Below are 24,679 nucleotides of genomic sequence, written 5' to 3'. Positions count from 1 at the left end.
TCGGATTTTATTCTGCGGCGGTAACTTTCGGCGGGAACTTGTTTGGCAGTAGCCCCATTGAACGCGCCTGCCGTATGTCGGCCAGAAGATCACGCTCGGCGGCTGCGAACAGCGTTTCCGGATCGTCCAGGACAAAATATCCCATCTGATGCATGTCAATCCGATAGGGTGTACGCAAGATGGTCAGAACGTCGAAAGGATCACGGTCGGGAATGTCACTGGTCACCGAATAGATCAACTCGGTCGGTGAGGACGCAAGGCCGGATCCAAGAGCCTTGATCAGACCATCCTGACGCCGCAATCCGAACTCGATCGAGAACCAGTACAAGCGGATCAGCCAGGTGTAGTCGGATGGGTCCGCACGCTTACCGGCCTTCCCAATCGCGTGGCTGAATGCTGCAAAGCGTGGATCGCTGAGCAAGGGCGTATGCCCAAAAATTTCGTGAAAAATGTCCGGCTCTTCGATGTAGTCGAAATCCTCGCGCGAGCGGATGAAAGAGGCGGCCGGAAAGACCTTGTTTGCCAACATCTCAAAGAAGTCTTTGAAACCGATCAGGGCCGGAACCGGTTGAACCCTCCAGCCAGTCAAGTCGAGCAGGCGTTCGGAAATATCCGCGCAGGAAGGGACTTTGGTTTTGGGCAATTCCAGACGTTCCAGACCATCCAGGTATTCGCCTGCCATGTGGCTGTGAATGTTCGGTTCCTGCGCGGCATAGAGGTCGGCCCAAACTGCATCTTCTTCGGCGGTGTACTCGATATGGCCCCGCGCGTCGGCTGTCTTTGCGATGTATTTGGTAGATTTGGGCATTCCGTTTGTCCTCCTGCAATTATTCTATGCGCGACGAGCCATGAATAATGTTTGAAAGGCAGTACGGTTGTGGCAAAATTGATATAAACGTTTCGTAAAAGTGGAATTTATGAAAGAGAATCTTCAAGCTGCTGACATAGCAATCCTGCGCGAACTGCAGATCAGCGGGCGTCTTTCGATGCAGGACTTGGGCGAGCGGACGGGTTTGTCCGCTTCGCAATGCTGGCGCAGGGTCCGCGATTTGGAGTCCGCGGGCGTTGTGTCAGGATACCGAGCGCAGGTTGCTGCAAAAGCTGTGGGGTTGAACGCGATTGCGTATGTGCATGTTGCCTTGCGCGATCATCAGGAGGAAAGCATCTCGTCCTTCCTGCGCCTTGTGGAAACGGAACCTCAGATCGTCGAATGTGCGTCAATCACCGGGGATCATGATTTCATCCTCAAGGTCTATGCCAAGACACCCGAAGATCTTGAACACTTCATAATGCAACGCCTGCTGAAATCTGGGCTTGTGCGCGATACGCGCAGCAACTTTGTTCTGAGGCAAACAAAAACACGTGGGCCATTGCCAATATTGTGAGCCTATTCCTTAAGAAAAATTAACGATTTCAGTACGGTAGCTGTTGCGGGGTGTTGCGCGAAACCTTGACTTTGCGCGCGTGATCGCGTATAGGTTGTGTCATGCTAGAAGAGGTGGGCAACGGCCCCGGGGCAACCCGGCGGCCGTTTTTCGTTTCTCTCGTGCGGAGAAAACTCACGCATGAGGTCACAGGCAAACATGACTTTGATTACCCCGGAAGAGCGGATTTCTCAGACGGCTGATTTGTTGCAGTCGCTTGAGCGATCCATTCGCGATCTGCGCCAGGCAGCGGAAGAACTGCGCAGGCAGATTGGTGCCGGGGAGGATGCAGACCTTGCCGGAACAGGCAAGCAACTGGGTCAGCTAGAGGGGCTGATCCGAAGTTGCCAGAAAGTGGAGACAAGCTTTGTCGAACAACATCACAGACAAGCCGGTATCGCCCAAGGGGGCTATGCGCTCGACCTTGATCGGGCACGATCTGAGATCGGGTGCAGGCTGGCTCGCCTCCGCGCCTGCTGCGGTGCAGGACAGGTTTCTGAGTGAGATCGGGGAGGGAGGGCTGTGTGCCCTCCCTTTCCTGTTCGAGTTCTGGGCGCTGCCGCATCAGTTGCCGCCCGAGGGCGACTGGCGGTCATGGGTGATTATAGGCGGGCGCGGCGCGGGAAAGACGCGCGCTGGGTCCGAATGGGTGCGGTCTGTGGTCGAGGGGTCATTGCCGTTGGATAAGGGCGAGGCGTGTCGTGTGGCTTTGGTCGGTGAGACCTTTGATCAAGTGCGCGATGTGATGATATTTGGCGATAGCGGGATATTGCAGTGCTCGCCGCCGGATCGTCGGCCTATTTGGAAGGCATCGGAACGCAAGCTGGTCTGGCCCAACGGGGCCGAGGCGCAGGCGTTTTCGGCCCATGACCCCGAGGGGCTGCGCGGTCCGCAGTTCGATGCGGCCTGGGTGGATGAACTGGGGTGCGCAGCAATCGACAAGGGAACCAACCAGCCGAACAAATTTCTGGACCCGAAATCGTCCGAGTCGAAACTGCCCAAATATTCCAACGGGCAGCGAGATGATTTCATACAGGTCCAGTACCTCAAGGCGATGTTGGGCTACTGGTCCGATCCGCAGAACAATCCTGTTTCGGAAATCTACGGCAGCCCGATGATCGATATGGCCAACGCCTATGTCTGGGCGTGGGACGCGCGACCTTATCCAACCTTTCCAAACCTGCGGTCCCAATGGTCTGATGGGGCAAACTATGCCCGGGGTCACTGGCTGAACGGGCGGTCTGGCTCGCGGACGCTTGCGTCGGTCGTGACCGAGATCTGTCTGCGTGCCGGTGTCACCGAGATTGACGTGTCTGCGCTTTACGGAGTGGTGCGCGGCTACGCGATCGAAGACGTCATGGATGCGCGCCAGGCGTTGCAACCCCTGATGCTTCGCTATGGGTTCGATGCAATCGAACGGGATGGCAAACTGGTGTTCCGCACTCGGGACGGCCGCAGACCTGTCGAGGTAGACCCGGACAGAATTGCCATCACCTCGGACATTGACGGGCCGGTCGAGTACCGCCGCGAAGCGGAAGCCGAGATGACCGGTCGCGCCCGATTGCGCTTTGTTCAGTCCGATGCCGACCACGACATCATCGCAGAAGAGGCGGTGTTGCCCGATGACCGGACCCACGCGGTTTCGGTCAGCGAAATGCCGCTGTCGATGACGCGCGCCGAGGGTCGACAGACGGTCGAACGCTGGTTGAGCGAGTCTCGAGTGTCGCGCGAAAGTGCGCGCTTTGCTCTGCCGCCATCCATGCTGCATCTGGGGGCGGGCGATGTGGTTCGCCTGACAGGTGAAAACCAGATCAATGGTGCGCAGTTCAGGATCGACCGGATGGAGCAGGCCGAATTGCAGCTTGCCGATGCCGTTCGGATCGAGCCGGGCGTCTATGCCCCTGCCGAGATCGAGGATGACGGCGTTACGGCCAAGCCCCATGTCGCTCCGGTGCCCGTGCTGCCCATGTTCATGGATCTGCCACTGATTACAGGGGCCGAGTCCGCGCATGCGCCTTACATAGCGGTATCTGCTGACCCCTGGCCGGGGAACGTGGCGGTCTATGCGGCGGCGCAGGATGAGGATTATGGCTTGCGTCAGGTGATCTCGGACACAGCGGTTATCGGGTTTACCGAGACGCCGCTTTGGCGCGCCAGTGCAGGCGTTTGGGACGAAGGCGCGCCGCTGCGTGTGAATCTGATCCACGGGTTGCTGGAATCCCGGCCTCGGTCTGCCTTGCTGAACGGTGCCAATCTGGCGGCAATCGGCGACGGAACCTCGGGAAATTGGGAGGTGTTCCAGTTCGCAAATGCCGAATTGACCGAAGCAGGCGTTTACACGCTGTCGGGTCGCTTGCGCGGCCAGTTGGGCACCGACAGCCTGATGCCCGAAGTTTGGTCAGAAGGCTCAACTTTCGTATTGCTGGACGATCGGGTGTCGCAGTTGAACCTTCTGCGCAGCGAACGGCGTGTGTCCAAGCACTATCGCATTGGCCCGGCAACACGCGGATATGACGACCCATCCTATGTGCATCAGATAGAGACTTTCGATGGCAATGGCCTTCGACCCTATGCACCGGTTCATCTGCATGTCGCCAGCGGCGCTGGCGCGGATCTGATCACCTGGGTGCGGCGTACCCGGATCGATGGCGATGACTGGAGCGGCCTGGACGTCCCGCTGGGCGAGGAAAGCGAAACCTACCTTGTTCGTGTTCGCGTAGGTGGCGACATTCAGCGTGAGGAGGTCACAGCGGTTCCAAACTGGACGTATTCTGCGGTCATGAAAACAGCGGATGGCGTTAGCGGGCCCTACACGATTGAGGTCGCTCAGGTCTCGGCAATCCATGGTCCCGGGGTGTTTGCCAACGTGGTCGTGGGCTAAACCGGGATGCGACCGGTTTTGCACGGCGATGTAAGTTCTGCGGCGCGCGCCTTACTGGCTGTGCCGCGGGCGGCAAGGCCATCCCTGTGCGCGCGGATGCTGGTCGAGGCCGAACTGGCGCATCAACATGTGTCCAGAACAGGCCTGCTGCACCCGGTGCACGGAAACGGCTCGTTGATGGCGACGGCGCGTAATCGCCCGCTGGTGGATGAGCCAAGTTTTGATGACATTCAATATTGCGAGTGTTTTGAAATGGTTCTGCATCAACTGACCCGATTTCAAGTCAGCCGGATGCGCAGCTAACGCATTTGGTGGCGGCCAGATCCAGCTCCAGTCGCCCCCGGGCGACCGGCTCGCCGCAATCTTCGCAATAGCCGTACTCGCCCTCGCTCATGCGGGCGAGTGCGGCACTAAGACGACGCGCTTCAAGATCCCGCCGTGCCTGCTGGGCCTTGGCCATCGCCTGATTTTGCAAAGCATCCATCCTGCTTAGCCGTCCAACGGCTTGCTGGTCCAGCTCGACCACCGATTGCGCCGCTTGCCCCGATGCCGAGGCGTCTTCGATTGCGGTCAGGCGTTCCCGGATCAAACGTTCAAAATATTGCAGATCAGCGTCGTTCATTTTTTGTTGCAATCTTCATCAAGGGTTTGCGTTTGGCCATTTTGGACTTAAGTGGCTATTCTAGGCGCAGCAAAGGATGAAAAGCCATGTTTGAAACGCGCAGCCAAGTGACACCTGTGGACCCGGTCTGGGATCGCATCACCTCTGAGGCCCACGCGGCCGTCGAGAAAGAGCCGCTGATGGGCGGGTTGGTGCATGCTTGTATCCTGCATCACCGCAGCCTTGAGAGGGCGCTGTCCTATCGTATCTCGGCCAAGCTGTGTTCGAACGAGATGTCGATGATGGTGCTGCGAGAGATCGTGGACGAGGCCTATGCCGACGACAAGGCGCTGCTCGAAGCCGCGCGCGCCGACCTGATGGCCGTCTATGAACGCGATCCGGCGTGCCACCGCTTGTTGCAGCCGATCCTGTATTTCAAGGGTTACCAAGCGATGCAGGCCTACCGTGTGGCCCATTGGCTTTGGAAGAAGGGACGGCATGATCTGGCCTATTTCTTCCAAATGCGGTCATCCGAGATTTTCGGGATCGATATCCATCCCGCGGCCCGGATTGGCAAGGGTATCATGATCGACCATGCCCATTCCATCGTGATCGGTGAGACGGCAGTTGTGGGCGACAATGTCTCGATGCTGCATTCGGTAACGCTGGGCGGGACCGGCAAGGAAGAAGAGCAGCGCCATCCAACCATCGGAGATGGCGTTCTGATCGGTGCCGGTGCCAAGGTACTGGGCAATATCGAGGTCGGTCATTGCAGCCGCATCGCGGCGGGCTCGGTGGTTTTGCAGGAAGTGCCTGCTTGCACAACGGTTGCCGGTATTCCCGCCAAGATCGTTGGCGAAGCCGGGTGTGACCAACCGTCAATCTCGATGGATCATATGCTGGGCAAAGACCAGTAAGCCGAATTGAATAAACAAAAAAGGCCGCCTTGTTCTTCAAGGCGGCCTTTTTTCGAGCAAGGTCAGAGTGGTTTAAGCCAACATGACCATTGGGTTCTCTAGATTGTCGACGATGGCTTGCAGAAGCTGCGCCCCAAGCGCCCCATCGATGACCCGGTGATCAACCGACATGGTGACGGACATCACTGTGGCGACCGTCAATTCCCCGTCGTCGCCGACAACTGGTTTCTTGAGGCCAGTGCCGACCGCAAGGATACCGGCATGGGGCGGATTCACGATGGCGTCGAAATTGTCGATGCCGAACATGCCGAGGTTCGAGACCGCAAAAGTGCCGCCCTGATATTCATGCGGAGCCAGCTTGCGGTCGCGGGCGCGGCTTGCGAGGTCTTTCATCTCGGTCGACAGTGCGGACAGCGACTTGGTATCTGCATCCTGCAGGACCGGCGTGAACAGGCCGCCTTCGATTGCGACCGCAACGGCCACGTCCGATGGTTTCAGTTGCAGCACCCGATCACCTGCCCAGACGGCATTACATTCGGGAACCTGTTGCAGCGCATTGGCGACCGCCTTGATGATGAAGTCGTTGACGCTGAGCTTGACGCCACGGCCTTCCAACTGCTTGTTCAACTGGCTGCGGAACTTGAGCAGCGCGTCCAGTTTGATATCGCGGCGCAGATAGAAATGCGGGATGGTCTGTTTGGCTTCGCTGAGGCGCGCGGCAATGGTTTTGCGCATACCGTCGAGCTTGATCTCTTCGTAGTCGCGACCTTCGTACATTTTTGCCACGGCGTCCGCCGATGGACCGGCGGGCGCAGGCGCGGATGGTGCAGCGGCAGCCGCCGGAGCAGGCGCAGGTGCCGTTGCGGTTGCGCCTTCGACATCTGCCTTGACGATCCGACCGTGAGGGCCAGAGCCAGCGATCTGTGTCAGGTCCAGACCTTTTTGGGCTGCGATACGACGGGCCAGAGGCGAAGCAAAGATGCGACCGCCATCAGCCTTAGCCGGAGCTGCCGGGGCAGGGGCGGGCGCCTCGGGTGCCGCAGGCGCGGCAGCCTCGTTGCCCGCAGCGGCTGCGGGTGCAGCCGCGGGGGTTGCAGCAGGAGCGGTGCCAATGTCATCGGCGCTTTCGCCATCTTCCAGCAGGATCGCGATTGCGGTGTTGACCTTGACCCCTTCGGTGCCTTCCGGGATCAGAATTTTGCCAACGGTGCCTTCGTCGACGGCCTCGAATTCCATCGTGGCCTTGTCAGTTTCGATCTCAGCCAGCAGGTCGCCCGAGGAGACTGTGTCGCCCTCTTTGACCAGCCATTTTGCAAGTGTGCCTTCCTCCATCGTCGGGGACAGGGCGGGCATCAGGATTTCGGTGGGCATCTCAGCGCTCCTCAATCAGAGTAATTTGGTCAAAGGGCGCCTTGGGGCGCCCGGTGCTGCGTGCGAGTTTCGCAATCGCAGCCTCGATTTTCTCTTTGTTCTCAGCCAACCAGACATAGGCTGTCTGGTGAGAGGGCCGCGCGCCGATCAACCGCATATCCGCCGCCAGCCGCTCGGGCACAAGCGCCCGCACAGTGCGATTATCGAGGTCGATCTCGACGCGGTAGCATTCGGTTGCTGGATCACGGCCCCTGATCTCCATTACCGGTAGGTCACCTGTTTCACGGCCGCGATCACTTCGTCAGTGGTGACAAGCGCCAGTTTTTCCAGGTTCGCGGCGTAGGGCATCGGAACATCCTTTCCGGTGCAGTTGATGACGGGCGCGTCGAGATAGTCGAACGCCTCCTGCATCACGACGGACGAGATGTAGCTGCCGACCGAGCCCTGCGGCCAGCCCTCTTCAACGGTCACCAGGCGGTTGGTTTTCATCACCGAGTTGATGATCGCGCCGGTGTCCATCGGGCGGATTGTGCGCAGGTCGATAACCTCGGCATTGATGCCGTCCTCGGCCAGCTTGTCGGCGGCTTCCAGGGCGAACTGCATGCCGATGCCAAAGCTGACGATGGTGACATCCGAGCCCTCGCGCCAGATGCGGGCTTTGCCAAGCGGGATGGTCAGATCATCCACCTGTGGCACGTCGAAGGAACGACCGTAGAGGATTTCGTTTTCCAGGAAGATCACCGGATTGGGGTCGCGGATGGCTGATTTCAACAGACCCTTCGCATCGGCGGCCGAGTAGGGCATGACGACTTTCAGACCGGGGACCTGCATGTACCACGCGGCGTAATCCTGCGAGTGCTGCGCGGCCACGCGGGCGGCGGCACCGTTGGGGCCACGGAACACGATCGGACAGCCCATCTGACCACCGGACATATAGAGCGTCTTGGCGGCCGAGTTGATGATCTGGTCAATCGCCTGCATGGCGAAGTTAAAGGTCATGAACTCGACAATCGGTTTCAGGCCGCCAAAAGCGGAACCAACCGCAATGCCTGCAAAGCCGTGTTCGGTAATAGGCGTATCGATCACGCGTTTGGCACCGAATTCATCCAGCAAACCTTGTGAGATTTTATACGCGCCCTGATATTCGGCGACTTCTTCGCCCATCAGATAGACGTCTTCATCACCGCGCATTTCTTCGGCCATGGCATCGCGCAGGGCTTCGCGGACGGTTTCGGATTTCATTTCCGCATCTGCGGGCCAATCGGGCGACAAATCGACGACCGGAGCAGCCGGTGCTGCGGCAGGAGCGGGGGCCTCAACCGCCGCGGGGGCGGCCTCGGCCACCGCTGCGGCTGCGGGCGCAGCCGCGGGCAGGGCGGAGGCGTCTTCGCCTTCTTCGACCAGAATTGCGATGGGCGTGTTGACCTTAACCCCTTCGGTGCCTTCACCGATCAGGATCTTGCCGACGATGCCTTCGTCGACGGCTTCAAACTCCATCGTCGCCTTGTCGGTTTCGATCTCGGCCATGATATCGCCCGAGGATACGGTGTCGCCTTCTTTGACCAGCCATTTGGCCAGCGTGCCCTCTTCCATCGTGGGCGAAAGGGCGGGCATGAGAATTTCGGTTGCCATGTCTTAATCGTCCTCTCAGGCGTAAATGTCGGTCCAGAGCTCTTCGACGGAAGGCTCGGGGCTTTCTTTCGAGAATTCGGCGGCCTGATTGACGATCTCTTTGATTTCCTTGTCGATCGCTTTCAGGTCGTCTTCGGAGGCATGTTTTCCGCTAAGCAGCAGCTCACGCACATGCTCGATCGGGTCGCTTTGTTCGCGAACCTTCTGAACCTCTTCCCGCGTACGGTATTTGGCCGGGTCCGACATCGAGTGACCGCGATACCGGTAGGTCTTGACCTCTAGGATGTAGGGACCCTTGCCCGCGCGGCAGTGGGCAACAGCCTTTTCTCCGGCTTCCTTGACCGCCAGCACATCCATGCCGTTGACGATCTCGCCTGGAATGCCGAAAGCTTCACCGCGATGGTAGATATCCTTGGTCGAGGTCGAGCGCGCCTGCGCGGTGCCCATGGCGTACTGGTTGTTTTCGATCACGAAGACCACCGGCAGGTTCCAGATGGCGGCCATATTGAAGGTCTCATAGACCTGACCCTGGTTGGCTGCGCCGTCACCGAAATAGGTAAACGTCACGCGGCCGTTTTCCTTGTACTTGTCGGCAAAGGCCAGCCCGGCACCCAGCGGCACCTGCGCGCCGACGATGCCGTGACCGCCGTAGAAGTGCTTTTCTTTCGAGAACATGTGCATCGAGCCGCCCTTACCTTTGGACAGCCCTCCGATCCGGCCCGTCAGTTCGGCCATCACCCCGCCCGGGTCCATGCCGCAGGCCAGCATATGGCCGTGATCGCGATAGGAGGTTATCCGCTTGTCGCCTTCCTCGGCGGCTGCCTCGAGGCCCACAACAACAGCCTCCTGTCCGATATAGAGGTGGCAGAACCCGCCGATCAGACCCATGCCGTAAAGTTGGCCAGCCTTTTCTTCGAATCGGCGGATCAGCAGCATCTCGCGGTAATAGGTGGTAAGTTCTTCCGCAGAAACGTTTGGTTTCTTTGTGGTTTTTCGCGCAGCCATTGTGGCGACCTCCCCCTTTCGGCAAGATAGTTTAGCGTTAAACTATCTCTTAAAGCATTTCGCGCGATCTGGCGAGTGCTAATGTGACGCGGGGGCAGGACACGCGGGAATTGATTGATTTGGGGATTGGTACTGCGAAACTGGGGTGTGTTTTGCGGATCGCAGATTTACTGAATGACGATCTCGTCCGCGCGGATCATACCCAGAACCGAGCGTGCCTGCTGATCCAGCAGGTCGAGATCCAGATAGGTATCGGAAAGGCGGAGCGTCAGGTTTTCCATTTTGGCGATTTCTGCGTCAAGCGCCGCCAGATCGCGCGACAGAGCATCCCGTTCCGCTGCGATCTCGACCCTGCGGAAAAGACCATAGTCGCCCTGCACGGCGGCAAAGGTGAAATAGACACCCAGCATGAACGCCACCATGAAGAAAGCAACTGAGCCCAGACCGGGCCGATGGGAACGGGACACTCTGTTTACCGCCGTATGAAACTTGCCTCAAAAACGTGCCCTTTTCGGGCATCTCACGGCACTATGTCACAGGTGATTCGGGATGTGAATCCCCTGATTCGCAAAATCGCCTTGGTGAGTCCGAAAAATTACAACGACTTACCGCAGGGGTTCTTACTGCTCTAACGCGGCAACGCCGGGCAGGGTTTTGCCTTCCATCCATTCAAGGAACGCACCTCCTGCGGTCGAGATATACGAGAAGTCATGCGCCGCGCCCGAGGCATTCAACGCCGCAACCGTATCGCCACCGCCCGCGACGGAAATCAGTTGACCAGACCGCGTCAGAGCTGCCGCTTTCATCGCTGCCGCGTTGGTTGCCGCGTCGAATGGTTCCAGTTCGAACGCGCCCAGCGGTCCGTTCCAGATCAGGGTCTGGCTTTTTGCAAAGACCTCGGAAATTGTGTCCACACTCTCGGGGCCGGCGTCCAGGATCATGGCGTTGTCGGGGCATTGATCCGCAGGCAGAACCTGGCTCGGTGCGCGCGCTTCGAACTTTTCGGCGACGACAATGTCGGTTGGCAGTACGATTTTGCAACCGGTGCCATCTGCCTTTGCAAGAATGTCCGAGGCGGTGTCCTTCATTTCACGTTCGGCCAATGACTTGCCCACACCGATCCCTTTGGCCACCAGAAACGTGTTGGCCATTCCGCCGCCGATCACAAGGTAATCGACTTTTTCGATCAGATTGCCCAACAGCTCGAGCTTGGTCGAAACCTTTGCGCCGCCAACCACTGCGGTCACCGGACGTTTCGGCGCGCCCAGTGCGCCCTCCAGCGCCTCTAGTTCTGCCTGCATCAAGCGACCCGCGCAAGAGGGCAGCAACCGCGCGATCGCCTCGGTCGAGCTGTGGGCGCGGTGCGCTGCCGAGAAGGCGTCGTTGCAATAAACCTCGCCCAGTTTCGCCATGCCGGCGGCAAGGTCTGCGTCGTTCTTGGTTTCGCCCGCGTGAAACCGCGTATTCTCAAGCAACAGAACCTGACCGGGCTGCAGTGTCTCCGCGGCCAGTTCAGCCTCGCTGCCGACGCAATCCGCAGCAAACAGAACTTCGGCGTCAAAAGCGGCTTCCAGCGTTGGGACCAATTGTTTCAGCGAAAGGTTCTCGCGGCGTTCACCACCCGGGCGGCCGAAATGCGCGAGCAGGATGGGCTTGCCGCCTGCATTCAGGATGTCGCGCACCGTGGGTGCAATCCGCTGAATGCGGGTGGCGTCGGTGACGACACCATCGACGACGGGCACGTTGATGTCGACGCGCACCAATACACGTTTTCCGTTCAGGTCCATGTCGTTCAGCGTTTTCCAGCCCATCGTGCGATCCTCTTAGCGTAAACTCGGTTTAGGCGGTTCTTTTCCTGCATTTTGCCCTCAGGTCAATGCGTCACTTGGCATTCGCGCGCCCGCGTCTTAGGTATTTGCGCAAGTTAACACGACAGGAGGGCCTCATGGCCGAAATCAAAGACCCCGAAAACACCATCATCATCGAGCTGAAGGACGGCAATGTCGTCATCGAACTGCTGCCCGATGTGGCCCCTCAGCACTCGGCCCGGATGAAGGATCTGGCGCGCGGTGGTGAATATGACAACGTGGCCTTTCACCGAGTGATCGACGGTTTCATGGCGCAGACCGGGGACGTGCAGCACGGCGATATGGAAGACGGGTTCAACCTGCGTATGGCGGGCACTGGCGGTTCGTCGCTGCCGAATGTTCCGGCCGAGTTCTCAAAACTGCCCCATGATCGCGGCACGCTGGGCGCGGCGCGGTCGGCGAACCCGGATTCGGCTAATTCGCAGTTCTTCATCAACTTCAAGGACAACCACTTCCTGAACGGCCAGTACACCGTGTATGGCCGCGTCATCGACGGGATGGAGCATGTGGACGCCATTGTTCGCGGTGAGCCGCCAGAAACCCCCGATCGCATGATCAGCGTCAAGGTGGCTGCCGATGCATAAGCTGGCCGCTGCATTCGTTTTGCTGGCAGGCCCTGCGCTTGCAACGGGCTTGGAGATCGAGATCGAAGGTGAGGGGGCGAATGGCACCGTCACCGTTGACTTGTTCGAAGATGTCGCCCCCAAGCATGTCGAGCAGATCACCGCTCTGGCTGCCGAGGGGAAATATGACGGCGTTGTGTTTCATCGAGTGATCGATGGCTTCATGGCGCAGACCGGCGATGTGGAACATGGCCGTCTGGGTGGAAACCTCGGTCGCGCCGGAACCGGTGGTTCGGATCGCCCCGACCTGCCTGCCGAGTTCTCGGACGTCAATTTTGACCGTGGGGTTGTCGGTATGGCGCGGGCTCAGGACCCCAACAGCGCAAACTCGCAGTTCTTCATCATGTTCGAGCCAGGTCCATTTCTGAATGGTCAATACACCGTTGTCGGCCAGGTGACCGGCGGCATGGACGTCGTTGACGCGATCAAGCGCGGCGAGGGCCAGAATGGTGCCGTGATCGGTCAACCGGATGCGATGAAAAAGGTCACTGTGACCGAATAGGTTTATACCCGGCGCCGGTTTCGGCACCGGGATCGTCCGACGGATCAGTCGTCGGGGCTTAGAACTTTCCAGATAATCGCACCGATGGCACCACCGATCAGGGGTGCGACCCAGAACAGCCAAAGCTGTGCCAGCGCTGGACCATCCGCAAACAACGCAACGCCGGTCGAACGCGCCGGGTTGACCGAGGTGTTTGTCACCGGGATCGAAATCAGGTGGATCAGGGTCAGCGCAAGTCCGATCGCGATGGGGGCAAATCCGGCAGGGGCTCCATCAGAGGTGGCTCCAAGTATGATCAGGATGAAGAACGCGGTCAGGACGATTTCGATAATCAAGGCCGACATCAGCGAATAGCCTTCGGGCGACGCCTCGCCATAGCCGTTCGAGGCGAACCCGCCGACGCCTTCAAAACCGGGTGCTCCGCTGACGATCAGGTATAGCACCAGCGCAGCGGCAATCGCGCCAACAACCTGAGCGGCCCAATAGGGCAGCAGGTCTTTGGCCTCGAAACGCCCGCCGATCATCAGGCCCAGACTTACCGCCGGATTAAAATGCCCGCCCGAGATATGGCCGACCGTATAGGCCATGGTCAAAACGGTGAGGCCAAAGGCGAATGAGACACCCAGCCAGCCGATGCCCACGTCCGCGACGCCCGCTGCAAGAACGGCGCTGCCACATCCGCCCAGTACCAACCAGAATGTACCGAAGAATTCGGCCATGAGTTTTGATGACATGAAAAGTCCTCCACAAAACAATGGTTTTTAGGTTAATTCAAAAAGTGCGTTTTGTGAAACTGTGGGCACGGGGAATTTTTTCGTCAGTGTATCTGCGCCCGATAATGCGGTCGCGGTATAGGTACGAACCCTGAATGGGACACCGAAATAAAGGGCAGAGATTTTACATACAGTACTCGGACAGCGGAGGGCATCAATGCCGTTGCCCTGACGACGCGGATCGGTTTTTCCTGGATTTGATTGTACAAGCCGCGTTACCCGTCGCGCCCTGGCTCGTTCGGGTCGCTTGAAAACAGAGCGATCTTGTTGCCCTGCGGGTCGCGCAGGTAGCCGACATAGAAATGCGGTCCATATGCGGCGCGAAAACCGGGCTGACCTTCGTCAGAACCACCCGCCGCAAGTGCGGCTGCATGCAGGTCGCGTACCTGCTGTTGGTTGCGCGCCTCAAAGGCAACCATCGAGCCATTCCCGGCAGATGCCGGGCGCCCATCAAAGGTTGGCTTGACGTAGAAATCGGGCAAAGCCACAGACAGACCCGGTTCCATCGGCAGCGCATAGCTCAGACCCTCAGGGCCCTCTTCAAGCCCGTAACCAAGGGCGGGCAGGAAGGCCGCGTAAAACCGCTTTGACCGCGCGATGTCGTCCGCACCAACAGTGACGTAGGCAATCATCTTATCAGTTTCCTTTCTGGCGCGTGGGCTTCACAGGGTTTGCACCCATTACATCGGCCCGATCCACAAACCGACCAAAATTAACCTCCGGTAAATCGGTCGCCGGCGCAAGCGTGGTGACAACGGGTCGGGTCAAGTCGCCAGCAATGCAACGACATCATCCGTTTCCGGCCGACGCCGCGATTGTCGGGGCAATTGGATCACGAGGGACCGACCTGTCGGGCAGGATTGCGCATGTGCGGTCTTTAGCGCGCCCGCGGTCAACGCCTCTTCGAGCAGACACAAATGCCCCATCAACACGCCTGCACCGGCTTTGGCCTCTTCCACGGCCAGAGAGTAAAGCGAAAACTGAGGGCCATTTTTGTCGTCGGGCAAACGCGTTTCAGTCGCTTCGGACCACAAGGTCCAATCATCATTCCACACCTGATCGTGCAACAGCGGGACCGTTTGAAAACCGCTTGTGCGCCGCACTTGCTGCAAAAGCATGGGCGCACAAACCGGGGTAATTTCGTCCGCGCAGACTTCAACCTGATCCGGGGACCCATTCGGAACGGCAAAGAAGACCGACAGATCGAACAGTTCGCGCGACAGGCTGGGCGGGGTCTCCATCGCGGTGACCGAGAAATTGACGTCCGGAAACTGCGCCCTGATCCGGCGCAGCCGTTGCGGCAGCCAAAGCTGGGCGATGGCGGGCAGGGCGGCGATATGAAAATCGGCATTGGGCCTGAGGTTGCGCAAGGCCCGGGCTGCGTCGGCCAACTGGTCAAAGGCCAAAGAGAACCCTGCAACAAGCGACCGGCCTTCGGGCGTGAGGTCTACCCCTTGAGCGTTCCGGCGAAACAGCGGCGCACCGGCCCAGCCTTCCAGGGCCTTGATATGCTGCGAAATCGCGCCGGGCGTGACGCTCAATTCTTCTGCCGCGGCGACAAAGCTGACATGTCGCGCCGCAGCCTCAAAGGCGCGCATGGCATTCAGGGGCGGACCCTTGGGGCGTTTCGGGGCGACGCTCATTCTCTTAGCCTTAGTTTTTCTACGCCAAGAAATAGCAATTCTGCTTTGCGATGTCACGCCGCAGCGGTCACACTCGGTTCAAACAGGAGAATGTCGGATGACACTAGCACAAAGAGACTGGGTGCCCGCGCTCAGTGAAACCTTGGTTCAAAAGACCGCGCATCAGACCGCATCGGCGTCTTCGGACGATCTTTTGGCGCGGATCGAGCGCCTGGCTGAAGAAAACCGTCAGATTCACGAGAAAGAGTGTTTCAACCTCAACCCGGCCACAAACGTGATGAACCCCAGGGCCGAGGCGCTGTTGTCCTCGGGTATCGGGTCCAGACCGTCGCTGGGCTATCCGGGTGACAAATACGAAATGGGATTGGAGGCGATCGAACAGATCGAAATCATCGCCGCCGAGCTGTGCGCGCAAGTGTTTGACGCCCGCTTCGCCGAGGTGCGGGTGCCATCGGGCGCAATCGCCAACCTGTATGGCTTTATGGCAACCTGCAAAGCGGGCGACACGATCATTGCGCCGCCTGCGTCGATTGGTGGGCATGTGACGCATCATCTGGCTGGTTGCGCCGGGCTTTTTGGCCTTCGCACGCTCGAAGCGCCGGTGAACGCGGATGGGTACACCGTTGATCTCGACCAACTACGCGACTTGGCCAGGGCCGAGAACCCCAAGCTGATCACGATTGGCGGCAGTTTGAACCTGTTCGAACACCCGGTGGCCGAGGTGCGATCCATCGCGGATGAGGTCGGCGCAAAGGTCATGTTCGATGCCGCCCACCAATGCGGCATCATCGCAGGTCGTGCATGGTCCAATCCCTTGAAAGAGGGCGCACATTTCATGACCATGAGCACTTATAAAAGCCTCGGAGGCCCGGCTGGAGGTTTGATCGTTTCCAACGACGCCGATATTGCGCAGGCGCTGGATGCCATTGCCTTTCCGGGAATGACGGCCAATTTCGACGCCGCCAAAACCGCCGCGCTTGCGGTTACAATGCTGGATTGGAAGGATCATGGGGCGGCCTATGCGTCCGAGATGATTGCCATGTCCCAAGCCCTGGCAAAGGCTTTGGATGGCGGTGGCGTTCCGGTCTTTGCTGGTACACACGGCTTTACCAACTCGCATCAGTTTGCCGTTCTTGCAGCCCCCTATGGCGGCGGGCAGGCGGCCTCGAAACTGCTGCGTCAAAGCGGTTTCCTTGCCTGCGGAATTGGTTTGCCCGTTGATCCGGTCAAAGGCGACATGAACGGTCTTAGGATCGGCACACCGGAATTGGTTCGTTGGGGCATGACCTCTGATCACGCCGCGCGGTTGGCCGACCTGATCACGCGCGGTCTGAGCGGCAAACAAATTCTACCCGAGGTCTCGGCCTGGCGTGGTGAATTCGACCGCCTGCATTTTGTGAACTAAGCTCAGTTCCGCTCTGACGCCCAACCTACAAAGAACAACGCCGCAGGAAGACCTGCGGCGTTCAAAGATATCCGTGCTGGATCGGCAGTGGTTACTGCTTGACCTCTGCCGCCGGGTTGGCACCCGACTTGGCGCTGCGGCCGGGGTTCAGCGGGTCGTCTTGACGCTGGACCGAGCCCTCGAAATGCGCACCGCTTTCGATCGCGATGGTCTTATGGATGATGTCCCCTTCGACGCGCGCGGTCGAGGTCAGGCGCACCTTCAGGCCCCGCACACGGCCAACGATTCGGCCATTGATCACGACGTCATCGGCAGTGACTTCACCCTTGATGGTGGCGGTTTCACCGATGGTCAGCAGATGCGCACGGATGTCACCTTCGACGGTGCCTTCAACCTGAATATCGCCTGAGGTCTTGAGGTTGCCTGTGATGTGCAGATCCGACGACAGAACCGATGCGGGCGGCTTGGGCTTGGGTGCCGTGCTTGCCTTGGTTTCAGTCGGTGCCGGGGATGCCGGAGTTGCCGGTGCAGCCGGCTTTGTTGCCTCAGCCTCTTTGGATCCGGGCTCGTTGATTTTGCTCTTAGAAAACATTTCTCGCAGCCTTGATATAGGTCATAGGGTTCACGGGTTTACCATTCACGCGTACTTCGTAGTGCAGATGCGTTCCGGTGGACCGTCCGGTGCTACCCATATCAGCAATATGATCCCCGCGCGAGACCCTTTGACCGACCTTTACGCGGATCTTCGTGTTATGAGCGTAAAGTGTCTCAATCCCGAAGGCGTGCTTGATTTTCACCAGCCGACCAAAGCCAGATTGCCAGCCCGCATGGGTCACGACTCCGTCCGCTGTGGCAAAGATATCGGTGCCGGGGGCGCCAGCGAAATCGGCACCGTTATGCATGCGACGGCCACCGGTTTTGGGGTCGCGACGCGTACCATATCCACTGGTATAGCGTACGGCGGCATTCACGGGACTGGCGAAGGGGGCCTTTTCGGCCGCAATGCGATACAGGTTCAGCTGGTCCATCTGTTCCAGCAGGACATTGGCGCGGATCTGGTCGGGGGTCAGTTCCTCACCGCGCGTGCTGAAGGATAAAGGGGTCAGCGGACCGCCCATACCGCTATATCCGCGCCGAACCTCGTCGAGGATACGATCTGTGGGCATGCCCGCCTTGCGGAACATCTTGTCCAGCGGCTCGACCGAGATCACCATCGCCTCTTCAAGCTGACGGAAAATCTCGTCGCTGCGTTCCTGCATCAGGCGGATTTCCAGCTCAAGCTCGTCGCGCTGGTCCAGCGCGCCCTGTGCATCGGCGGCGATCTGATCGCGCTGTTGCGCTGTGCGGGTCAACGCATCGGTCATGAACGCCATTTGCGCCGGGTTGGCGGATGCCGTCATGTAAGGGGCATCGCCGTCCGTGGTTGCCTGCAACTCTGCCAATTCAGTCTTGGCCGCCTCGCGTTGCTTCATGGTCGCGCGCAAAGTCGTCTGAATGACCTCGATCCCGGTTTCCAGCTCGTGTCGGCGGTTCTCGGATTTCAGCAGTTCCGATTGCATCGCCGAAACCTGTTCAAGCGCCGCATTGAACCGCTCATGAGCGGCCATCGCCTCTGCAGCGCGCGCGTCGCGTTCGGCGGACAGGATGTTCAGCCGTTCCTGATAGGTCGCCTGATCCCGTTTTGCCTGTTCGCGGAAGTTGCCTGACCCGATGCTGTCCATCAGCAGGATCGCCGTGGCAACGGCTGTCCAGCCGACCATGACGGCGACGCCAGCAACCGCCGCGACCTGAGTTTCGGAACTCAGTCGGATGTACCGTGTATCGGTGTCGGATTTCAAAAAGAGTCGGCGTTCCGGAAAGTGCCGCTCGAATAGTGAGTGTAGTTTGATTGCCAGACGTGTTCGCACGCGCCGTACCTCAATTGTCCCCATAAGCGAGGCAGGTTGTGAGTGAGTAGCCGCCTCTTGGGGCGATTGCGTAAAGGAACATGACCTTTTGGGCAACATTCTTGACAATTGGCGTCACGTAACTGGGGAATTCCCGCAGGATATCGGCGGGAAGTTGCCGATGCGCACTGTGATCTTCATCCTGCCGAGGTGCCCGGCGCCGCCAGATCTTCGGTCAGTGGCCAGTAGAAATCTGGTGGCAATCCGGCCTCAGCGCGCTTCTCTTCGTTGAAGGGGGGTTTGAGCACGCCGTGGAAATAGCGTCGCACGAGCGCATGAAACACATCCTTGGGGTCGGCGTTCTCGCGACCGCACAGGAAATGGAACCATTTCGAGCCATAGGCCACATGCCCGACTTCTTCGGCATAGATGACTTCCAGCGCAGCAATCGCCTGTTCGTCTTTCGCCTTGCGGAAAATGTCTATCATACCGGGGGTTACGTCCAACCCGCGCGCCTCAAGCACCATGGGAACGACCGCCAGACGGCCCATCAGGTCCTCAGCAGTGTCTTCGGCAGCGCGCCACATGCCAGCGTGGGCGGGCAGGGCGCCATAGTGGCTGCCCATCTGCTCCAGACAGTCGCACACCATTTCGAAATGGCGCGATTCTTCTTCGGCGCATTTGACCCAATCGTCATAGAACCCAATCGGCATCGGCACATGACCAAAGCGGGCAATGATGTCCCAGTGCAGATCGACCGCGTTCAACTCGATATGCGCCACAGCATGTAGCAGAGCGATACGTCCGGCCTCGGTTCCAGGACGGCGCTTTGGCACATCTCGCGGAGACAGCAACTCGGGCCTGTCCGGTCGCGCCGGGGAAAGCGGAGGTGTTGCGGTGCCAACCGGTATTTCGGGCGCGTCGCCTTTGCGTGCGGCAAACCAGTCGGCGGCATAACGTTTGGACAGGGCGGTCTTGGCCCGCCCGTCCGCAGTTGTCAGAACCTCGGTTGCCATCTGGGTCAATGTTTTGGGCACGGGGGACGCTCCGCCGGTATCAGGGTTTCGGCGGGGCATAGACCAGATGGCGGTGCAGGTCTACAGCGCGCGCACGGCTTCAAGCACCTCATCCACATGGCCGGGGACTTTGACCTTGCGCCAGACGCGGGCGATCTTGCCCTCGGCATCGATCAGAAAGGTCGACCGTTCGATCCCCATGGATTTGCGCCCGTACATGTTCTTTTCAACCCAGACGCCGTAATCCTCGCAAACACTCTGCTCTTCGTCCGACAACAGCGGCGTCGTCAACTGGTGCTTGGCGACAAACTTGTCATGTTTCGCCACGCTGTCGCGCGAGATACCAAAAACGTGAGCGCCCGCATCCGCGAAGTCCTTGAGTTGTTCCGAGAATCCGATGGATTCCTTGGTGCAGCCCGGCGTATCATCGCGGGGATAGAAGAACAAAACGACGGCCTGGCCACGCTGATCCGAAAGGCTCACCTCGCCACCTCCGTCGCGAGGCAGAGTGAAATCGGGGGCGATGTCTGAAACGTCGGGCATATGCAAACTCCGGCTTGGAAATTTCGGTTGCCCGTATCATAGGGCGCGCCGGGCAGGTTGAAAGACGTGGAACGCAAATTGGTGCAGCCAGAACAGCAGGGTGATCAGCAGGCGGACAAGAAACCCCGTCGCCGGTCGCGCCGGCGCACTGCCGGGTTGTGGGCCATGCGCGGTGTCGTGGTACTGGTGCTGCTTGCAGTCATCACGGCGTTCATGGTGATCGGGCAGCGCATGCACGCGCCGGTCTGGCTGCGCGACCGGGTCGAGGCGCGCTTGGATCAGGCGCTGGGAGGCGTTCAGATCAGGTTCGGTGATGTTAGTTTCATCATTCACGAGGGGTGGCGCCCGCGTTTGCGCCTGACCGATGTGCAGATCAGCGATGCCGCAGGCCAACAGATCGCCGAAGTGTCGGATATGCGCGCCAGCCTCGCCATGCGCCCCTTGCTGCGTGGTCACGTGCGCCCCAAGCGTATCGTCCTGAATGGGGCGCAAATCGCGCTGACCCGAGGCAAGGACGGGGCGCTGACCTTGACCGTCGGCTCAGGCAGCGCGCCCGTTGGCGCGGCGCCAAACCTTGCTCAGTTGATCGAAACATCGGACGACGTCTTTAAATCGCCGATCTTGTCGGCTCTGACATCGGTCGAGCTGGACGCGATAACGCTCGACTACAGCGATCTGCGCCAGGGGCGGTCCTGGGTGCTGGACGGGGGCCGCATCCAGATGACCCGCAGCGCACGCGAGGTCCGGCTGGCGACCAGCTTTTCGATCCTCGCCGGTCGGGATTATGTCAGCGAGATCGAGGCGAACTATACCAGCACGCTGGACAGTGCGGCGGCCCAGTTCGGAGTTTCGATCACTGATTTTCCGGCCGAGGATATCGGCGGGCATTCCCCGGCCTTGGCCTGGATGCAGGTGCTGACGAGCCCGATTTCGGGGGCGCTGCGCGGCAGCGTCAATGCCGACGGTGCGCTGGGTCCGCTTTTTGCCACGCTGAATCTGGGGGCGGGCGCAGTCCAGCCGACGCCAGAAACTCTGCCAGTCAAATTCGAGGCCGCGCGCACTTATTTCACATATGACCCGGCGCGGCAGGTGCTGGATTTCAACGAGGTGTCGATCGACTCGGTCTGGGGAACGGTTCGAGGCGATGGCAAAGCCTATTTGCAGGGCGGTCCCGCAGGCGGGCTGGAAAGCATGGATGTGCAATTCCGACTCAGCGGAATCGAAATCAACCCCGCCGACCTGTTCCTTGACCCGCTGACCCTGACGCATGCGGATATCGACTTTCAGATGAAGCTGGCCCCGTTTCGGCTGAAGCTGGGGCAGATGCGGGTCGAAGATGGCGATCACCGGTTGCGCCTCAGCGGCGATCTGGCTGGTCTGGATGATGGCTGGAAGGCCAGCATCGACGGGCAGATCGACAGGATGAAGGTCGGTCAGGTGTTGGGCTATTGGCCACCCCGCTTGGCCGCCAAACCGCGCATTTGGGTCGATGAGAACATTTTTGAGGGACAATTGTCCGACCTTGAATTCGCCCTTCGCCTCAAACCCGACACGCAGCCTGATGTTTTTGCGAGTTTCGAATTCGACGACGCAAAGGTCCGGTTTGCCAAGACGCTGCCTCCGGTCGAGCAGGCGCAGGGTCAAGTCAGCATGCTGAACGGCAGGTTTACTGTGACGGCGCAGAAGGGAGTCGTCAAAGCCGAACAGGGTGGCTTGGTCGATGCCTCGGGGACCTCGTTCATCATTCCCGATATCGGCATTCGCAAAAAGGCACCTGCGATTGCGCGTATCAAGGCGAACGGCAGCGTGACGGCGGCGTTGTCGCTTTTGGACCAACCACCGTTGCAGGTGATGACTAAGGCCAATCTGCCGGTAGATCTGGCGCAGGGGCAGGTCGCGTTGCAAGGCACATTGGCTTTGCCACTGGTCAAGGGATTGAAGCTTGAAGACACGGAGTTTCACTATACCGCCGCGCTTTCGGATATCGGCAGCGACAAGCTTGTCCCCGACACCAACGTTCGCGCCGCTGGTCTGCGTCTGACTGGCGATCAGACACAGGTATCGATAGACGGCGACGGGTACTTCGGAGAAGTGCCCGTTAGCGCCGCGTGGACACAGCCCATCGGGGGCAGCACGCCTCAGCGCAGCACGTTGACCGGACGGATCGAGTTGTCTGATCTTTTAATGAAGCAGATCGGCGCGGGGCTGCCGTCCGGTATGGTGACGGGACAGGGCCTAGCCGATTTCACCTTGGATATCGGCGCAGGCGATCCGCCGTCGTTGACGGCGCAATCCGATCTGGTCGGGGTCGGGCTGGCCATCCCGGAACTGGGTTGGCGCAAAGCTGCGCGCACTGCGGGTACGCTGTCGCTTGAGGCGACGCTGGGCGCACAACCCGCTGTTCAGTCGTTGCGCCTGAACGCTGCCGGGCTGCGCAGCCTGGCCTCGATTTCCTTTCGCAATGGTGACCTGGACCGGGTCAGGTTCAGCAGTTTCGAACTGGGCGACTGGCTGGCGGTTCCGGCCGAGTTGATCGGTCGTGGTAACGCGGTGCCGGACATTCGGGTGTTGGGCGGCGTAATGAACCTGGGCAAATCGACCTTCGGTAAAAGCGAGGGGTCGGGTTCGGGCGCGGGACCAAAACTGGATGTGGCGCTGGATCGCTTGCAGGTGACCGAATCCGTTGCGCTGACAGGTCTCAAAGGCGCATTTCAGACGACCGGTGGCCTGTCCGGTGCGTTCTCGGCTCTGGTCAATGGCGGGGCGGCGATCCGTGGTCAGGTTGCACCACAAGGTGGGCGAACTGCGGTCAGTCTGACTTCGGATGATGCCGGGGCCGTGCTGCGCTCGGCTGGGGTGATCACACAGGCGCGTGGCGGTTCTTTTGCCCTTCAGTTGGACCCGATCGCTGCCGAGGGCAACTATGATGTCGGTCTCAAGATCGGCAATACGCGGATCAAGGACGCGCCCGCAATGGCAGCCCTGCTGAATGCCATCAGCCTTGTCGGCTTGTTGGACGAAATGGCCGGGCAGGGCATCTATTTTTCGTCAATCGAAAGCCAGATGCGCGTCACGCCGACCCAGATAAAGGTCCTCAGCGGCAGCGCGGTCGGACCGTCGATGGGCCTGTCCTTCGATGGCACCATCGACACGGTGGCCGGGATGTTGGACCTGCGCGGCGCAATCTCTCCGATCTATCTGCTGAACGCGGTCGGCAGCGTTCTGACGCGCAAGGGCGAGGGCGTTTTTGCCTTCAACTACACCCTCAAGGGGCCATTGACCGACCCCAAGGTTTCGGTGAACCCGCTGTCAGGACTTGCACCGCTGTTTTTGCGTAACCTGTTGCGGGCACCAGCGCCGACGGTCTCGGACGGACCGAATGCCACCAGCAACCGGCCGATCAAGGATCATCCGGCGGCGCAGACACGGGGCGAGGATCGCTGAGCGCAGCGGTGGCCGAATCTGTTTCGGCGATGTATGGCGCGGCCATGAAACTGAGTGATTTTGACTTTGACCTGCCCGAAGACCGGATCGCAACGCGACCCGCGCATCCGCGCTCGTCCGCGCGCATGTTGGTGGCGCAGGGTGACTTGCTGCATGATCAGCGGGTTTTTGATCTGCCGGATTGGCTACGCCCCGGCGACCGTCTGGTTCTGAACGACACGAAGGTGATCCCCGCACGTCTCAACGGAAGGCGGCACCGCAATTCTGCGCAAGGCCCGGTCTCTGCCGCGATCGAGGCCACATTGCTGGACCCGCAGGCCGATGGCGGATGGTCGGCGCTGATAAAGCCGTTGAAAAAGGTTAAGCCAGGCGAAGAGATTGTGTTTTCCGACACCCTGTCCGCCCGGCTTGAGCGGGTCGAAGGTGGCCATGCCTTTCTGCGGTTCAACCTCAAGGGCGAAGACTTCGACCGCGCGCTCGATAAGGCTGGGTCGATGCCGCTACCGCCTTATATCGCCGCCAAACGTCCGGCTGATGCGCAGGACAAGACGGACTATCAGACCGTTTGGGCCCGTAACTCGGGCGCGGTCGCGGCCCCCACCGCTTCGCTGCATTTTGATCAGCAATTGTTGCAGGCGCTGGCTGCAAAGGGTGTCGAAACCAGCCATGTGACGCTGCATGTCGGTGCTGGAACCTTTTTGCCTGTCAAGGTCGAGGACGTGACCACGCACAAGATGCATGCCGAGTGGGGGCAGGTCAGCGAACAGGCCGCTGCCGAGATCAGGGCCACCAAAGCCGCCGGAGGGCGGGTCATACCGGTGGGAACGACCGCGCTTAGACTGATCGAAAGCGCAGCGCGCAGTGGTGAGATTCAGGATTGGGAAGGTGAGACCGATATCTTCATCTATCCAGGTTTCGAATTTCATGTAACCGATGCGCTGATGACCAATTTTCACCTGCCGAAATCCACGCTGCTGATGCTGGTGTCGGCCCTGATGGGGCAGGATCGGGTCAAGGCGGTGTATGACCATGCGATCGCACAGAAATACCGGTTCTTCTCATACGGAGATGCATCATTACTGATTCCGTGATCGGCAGAAATTTCGGATCAATTCGACACAATGTCGTAGACAGGCGCGACCGGG

Annotated in this window: 24 protein-coding genes; 9 read left to right on the top strand and 15 right to left on the bottom strand. The window is 59.6% G+C overall.

Annotation, left to right across the window (positions count from 1 at the left end; genetic code table 11):
* Positions 1-7: 7 nt before the first annotated feature.
* Positions 8-808, bottom strand: coding sequence for a phenylalanine 4-monooxygenase (gene phhA, locus ACR0LX_RS03500; RefSeq protein ID WP_480782577.1), 801 nt, complete (start codon positions 806-808; stop codon positions 8-10).
* Positions 809-917: 109 nt separating this feature from the next.
* Between phhA and ACR0LX_RS03495 the strand changes: the two genes are divergently transcribed.
* The 3 genes from ACR0LX_RS03495 (at position 918) to ACR0LX_RS03485 (ending at position 4,608) form a co-directional block, all read left to right on the top strand.
* Entirely contained in the window at positions 918-1,385 is a 468-nt protein-coding gene (locus ACR0LX_RS03495) for an Lrp/AsnC family transcriptional regulator (protein ID WP_480782576.1), read from the top strand.
* A gap of 406 nt (positions 1,386-1,791) precedes the next feature.
* Entirely contained in the window at positions 1,792-4,305 is a 2,514-nt protein-coding gene (locus ACR0LX_RS03490) for a phage tail protein (protein WP_480782575.1), read from the top strand.
* Positions 4,306-4,311: 6 nt separating this feature from the next.
* Entirely contained in the window at positions 4,312-4,608 is a 297-nt protein-coding gene (locus ACR0LX_RS03485) for a DUF7742 family protein (RefSeq protein ID WP_480782574.1), read from the top strand.
* On the opposite strand, the gene ACR0LX_RS03480 is transcribed toward ACR0LX_RS03485, so the two are convergent.
* Entirely contained in the window at positions 4,589-4,927 is a 339-nt protein-coding gene (locus ACR0LX_RS03480) for a TraR/DksA family transcriptional regulator (RefSeq protein WP_480782573.1), read from the bottom strand. The two genes, ACR0LX_RS03485 and ACR0LX_RS03480, sit on opposite strands and share 20 nt — an antisense overlap.
* 86 nt (positions 4,928-5,013) lie before the next feature.
* On the opposite strand from ACR0LX_RS03480, the gene cysE reads away from it, so the two are divergent.
* On the top strand, positions 5,014-5,823 hold the full coding sequence (gene cysE, locus ACR0LX_RS03475) for a serine O-acetyltransferase (protein WP_480568620.1): 810 nt from the start codon (positions 5,014-5,016) through the stop codon (positions 5,821-5,823).
* Between the two features lie 72 nt (positions 5,824-5,895).
* On the opposite strand, the gene ACR0LX_RS03470 is transcribed toward cysE, so the two are convergent.
* The 6 genes from ACR0LX_RS03470 to ACR0LX_RS03445 all read right to left on the bottom strand — a co-directional run bounded on the left by ACR0LX_RS03470 (position 5,896) and on the right by ACR0LX_RS03445 (position 11,642).
* The gene (locus ACR0LX_RS03470; protein WP_480782572.1) at positions 5,896-7,194 is read right to left on the bottom strand and encodes a pyruvate dehydrogenase complex dihydrolipoamide acetyltransferase; all 1,299 of its coding nucleotides are present in this window, start codon (positions 7,192-7,194) and stop codon (positions 5,896-5,898) included.
* Position 7,195: 1 nt separating this feature from the next.
* Positions 7,196-7,456: a hypothetical protein gene (locus ACR0LX_RS03465; RefSeq protein WP_480782571.1), complete on the bottom strand. Its 261-nt coding sequence runs from the start codon at positions 7,454-7,456 to the stop codon at positions 7,196-7,198.
* Positions 7,456-8,826 (bottom strand): pyruvate dehydrogenase complex E1 component subunit beta, encoded by a 1,371-nt coding sequence (locus ACR0LX_RS03460; RefSeq protein WP_480782570.1) that lies wholly within the window; start codon positions 8,824-8,826, stop codon positions 7,456-7,458. The genes ACR0LX_RS03465 and ACR0LX_RS03460 overlap by 1 nt, the downstream gene beginning before the upstream one ends.
* A gap of 15 nt (positions 8,827-8,841) precedes the next feature.
* Positions 8,842-9,831: a pyruvate dehydrogenase (acetyl-transferring) E1 component subunit alpha gene (pdhA, locus tag ACR0LX_RS03455; protein WP_480782569.1), complete on the bottom strand. Its 990-nt coding sequence runs from the start codon at positions 9,829-9,831 to the stop codon at positions 8,842-8,844.
* A 167-nt stretch (positions 9,832-9,998) separates the two neighbouring features.
* Positions 9,999-10,298 carry an FtsB family cell division protein gene (locus ACR0LX_RS03450; protein ID WP_480782568.1) on the bottom strand — a complete coding sequence of 100 codons (300 nt, stop codon included), beginning with the start codon at positions 10,296-10,298 and terminating at the stop codon, positions 9,999-10,001.
* Positions 10,299-10,451: 153 nt separating this feature from the next.
* Positions 10,452-11,642: a phosphoglycerate kinase gene (locus ACR0LX_RS03445; RefSeq protein WP_480782567.1), complete on the bottom strand. Its 1,191-nt coding sequence runs from the start codon at positions 11,640-11,642 to the stop codon at positions 10,452-10,454.
* Between the two features lie 134 nt (positions 11,643-11,776).
* Between ACR0LX_RS03445 and ACR0LX_RS03440 the strand changes: the two genes are divergently transcribed.
* Together ACR0LX_RS03440 and ACR0LX_RS03435 are read left to right on the top strand one after the other, a co-directional pair.
* The gene (locus ACR0LX_RS03440) at positions 11,777-12,283 is read left to right on the top strand and encodes a peptidylprolyl isomerase (RefSeq protein ID WP_480568636.1); all 507 of its coding nucleotides are present in this window, start codon (positions 11,777-11,779) and stop codon (positions 12,281-12,283) included.
* Positions 12,276-12,824, top strand: coding sequence for a peptidylprolyl isomerase (locus ACR0LX_RS03435; RefSeq protein WP_480782566.1), 549 nt, complete (start codon positions 12,276-12,278; stop codon positions 12,822-12,824). Before ACR0LX_RS03440 ends, ACR0LX_RS03435 begins: the two co-directional genes overlap by 8 nt.
* Positions 12,825-12,868: 44 nt before the next feature.
* Here the strand turns inward: ACR0LX_RS03435 and aqpZ are convergent, their stop codons facing one another.
* From aqpZ to ACR0LX_RS03420, 3 genes are all read right to left on the bottom strand, one after another.
* Positions 12,869-13,558 (bottom strand): aquaporin Z, encoded by a 690-nt coding sequence (aqpZ, locus tag ACR0LX_RS03430; RefSeq protein ID WP_480568642.1) that lies wholly within the window; start codon positions 13,556-13,558, stop codon positions 12,869-12,871.
* A gap of 254 nt (positions 13,559-13,812) precedes the next feature.
* Positions 13,813-14,229, bottom strand: a complete 417-nt coding sequence (locus ACR0LX_RS03425; protein ID WP_480782565.1) for a VOC family protein — start codon at positions 14,227-14,229, stop codon at positions 13,813-13,815.
* A 132-nt stretch (positions 14,230-14,361) separates the two neighbouring features.
* On the bottom strand, positions 14,362-15,240 hold the full coding sequence (locus ACR0LX_RS03420) for a LysR family transcriptional regulator (protein WP_480782564.1): 879 nt from the start codon (positions 15,238-15,240) through the stop codon (positions 14,362-14,364).
* 97 nt (positions 15,241-15,337) lie between these two features.
* Between ACR0LX_RS03420 and ACR0LX_RS03415 the strand changes: the two genes are divergently transcribed.
* Positions 15,338-16,645, top strand: coding sequence for an aminotransferase class I/II-fold pyridoxal phosphate-dependent enzyme (locus ACR0LX_RS03415; protein WP_480782563.1), 1,308 nt, complete (start codon positions 15,338-15,340; stop codon positions 16,643-16,645).
* A 91-nt stretch (positions 16,646-16,736) separates the two neighbouring features.
* Here the strand turns inward: ACR0LX_RS03415 and ACR0LX_RS03410 are convergent, their stop codons facing one another.
* From ACR0LX_RS03410 to ACR0LX_RS03395, 4 genes are all read right to left on the bottom strand, one after another.
* Positions 16,737-17,237 (bottom strand): bactofilin family protein, encoded by a 501-nt coding sequence (locus tag ACR0LX_RS03410; protein WP_480568654.1) that lies wholly within the window; start codon positions 17,235-17,237, stop codon positions 16,737-16,739.
* Positions 17,227-18,552, bottom strand: a complete 1,326-nt coding sequence (locus tag ACR0LX_RS03405; RefSeq protein ID WP_480782562.1) for a DUF5930 domain-containing protein — start codon at positions 18,550-18,552, stop codon at positions 17,227-17,229. Before ACR0LX_RS03405 ends, ACR0LX_RS03410 begins: the two co-directional genes overlap by 11 nt.
* 176 nt (positions 18,553-18,728) lie before the next feature.
* Positions 18,729-19,547 (bottom strand): ferritin-like domain-containing protein, encoded by an 819-nt coding sequence (locus tag ACR0LX_RS03400; RefSeq protein ID WP_480782636.1) that lies wholly within the window; start codon positions 19,545-19,547, stop codon positions 18,729-18,731.
* An 81-nt stretch (positions 19,548-19,628) separates the two neighbouring features.
* Positions 19,629-20,090: a peroxiredoxin gene (locus ACR0LX_RS03395; RefSeq protein ID WP_480568658.1), complete on the bottom strand. Its 462-nt coding sequence runs from the start codon at positions 20,088-20,090 to the stop codon at positions 19,629-19,631.
* A 66-nt stretch (positions 20,091-20,156) separates the two neighbouring features.
* Between ACR0LX_RS03395 and ACR0LX_RS03390 the strand changes: the two genes are divergently transcribed.
* Positions 20,157-23,534 carry a YhdP family protein gene (locus ACR0LX_RS03390; RefSeq protein ID WP_480782561.1) on the top strand — a complete coding sequence of 1,126 codons (3,378 nt, stop codon included), beginning with the start codon at positions 20,157-20,159 and terminating at the stop codon, positions 23,532-23,534.
* 44 nt (positions 23,535-23,578) lie between these two features.
* The gene (gene queA / locus ACR0LX_RS03385) at positions 23,579-24,625 is read left to right on the top strand and encodes a tRNA preQ1(34) S-adenosylmethionine ribosyltransferase-isomerase QueA (protein WP_480782635.1); all 1,047 of its coding nucleotides are present in this window, start codon (positions 23,579-23,581) and stop codon (positions 24,623-24,625) included.
* Positions 24,626-24,679: the final 54 nt, after the last annotated feature.

The organism is Ruegeria sp. CH11 (genome assembly GCF_056537105.1).
Note: the sequence above shows the minus strand (reverse complement) of the source record. Positions and strands in the feature narration are given on the sequence as shown.

Bases quoted from the DNA above. Each gene is read 5' to 3' on its own strand.
- phhA (WP_480782577.1), bottom strand. From the start codon at position 808: ATGCCCAAATCTACCAAATACATCGCAAAGACAGCCGACGCGCGGGGC.
- ACR0LX_RS03495 (WP_480782576.1), top strand. From the start codon at position 918: ATGAAAGAGAATCTTCAAGCTGCTGACATAGCAATCCTGCGCGAACTG.
- ACR0LX_RS03485 (WP_480782574.1), top strand. From the start codon at position 4,312: ATGCGACCGGTTTTGCACGGCGATGTAAGTTCTGCGGCGCGCGCCTTA.
- ACR0LX_RS03480 (WP_480782573.1), bottom strand. From the start codon at position 4,927: ATGAACGACGCTGATCTGCAATATTTTGAACGTTTGATCCGGGAACGC.
- cysE (WP_480568620.1), top strand. From the start codon at position 5,014: ATGTTTGAAACGCGCAGCCAAGTGACACCTGTGGACCCGGTCTGGGAT.
- ACR0LX_RS03470 (WP_480782572.1), bottom strand. From the start codon at position 7,194: ATGCCCACCGAAATCCTGATGCCCGCCCTGTCCCCGACGATGGAGGAA.
- ACR0LX_RS03465 (WP_480782571.1), bottom strand. From the start codon at position 7,456: ATGGAGATCAGGGGCCGTGATCCAGCAACCGAATGCTACCGCGTCGAG.
- ACR0LX_RS03460 (WP_480782570.1), bottom strand. From the start codon at position 8,826: ATGGCAACCGAAATTCTCATGCCCGCCCTTTCGCCCACGATGGAAGAG.
- pdhA (WP_480782569.1), bottom strand. From the start codon at position 9,831: ATGGCTGCGCGAAAAACCACAAAGAAACCAAACGTTTCTGCGGAAGAA.
- ACR0LX_RS03445 (WP_480782567.1), bottom strand. From the start codon at position 11,642: ATGGGCTGGAAAACGCTGAACGACATGGACCTGAACGGAAAACGTGTA.
- ACR0LX_RS03440 (WP_480568636.1), top strand. From the start codon at position 11,777: ATGGCCGAAATCAAAGACCCCGAAAACACCATCATCATCGAGCTGAAG.
- ACR0LX_RS03435 (WP_480782566.1), top strand. From the start codon at position 12,276: ATGCATAAGCTGGCCGCTGCATTCGTTTTGCTGGCAGGCCCTGCGCTT.
- aqpZ (WP_480568642.1), bottom strand. From the start codon at position 13,558: ATGTCATCAAAACTCATGGCCGAATTCTTCGGTACATTCTGGTTGGTA.
- ACR0LX_RS03425 (WP_480782565.1), bottom strand. From the start codon at position 14,229: ATGATTGCCTACGTCACTGTTGGTGCGGACGACATCGCGCGGTCAAAG.
- ACR0LX_RS03420 (WP_480782564.1), bottom strand. From the start codon at position 15,240: ATGAGCGTCGCCCCGAAACGCCCCAAGGGTCCGCCCCTGAATGCCATG.
- ACR0LX_RS03415 (WP_480782563.1), top strand. From the start codon at position 15,338: ATGACACTAGCACAAAGAGACTGGGTGCCCGCGCTCAGTGAAACCTTG.
- ACR0LX_RS03410 (WP_480568654.1), bottom strand. From the start codon at position 17,237: ATGTTTTCTAAGAGCAAAATCAACGAGCCCGGATCCAAAGAGGCTGAG.
- ACR0LX_RS03400 (WP_480782636.1), bottom strand. From the start codon at position 19,547: ATGGCAACCGAGGTTCTGACAACTGCGGACGGGCGGGCCAAGACCGCC.
- ACR0LX_RS03395 (WP_480568658.1), bottom strand. From the start codon at position 20,090: ATGCCCGACGTTTCAGACATCGCCCCCGATTTCACTCTGCCTCGCGAC.
- queA (WP_480782635.1), top strand. From the start codon at position 23,579: ATGAAACTGAGTGATTTTGACTTTGACCTGCCCGAAGACCGGATCGCA.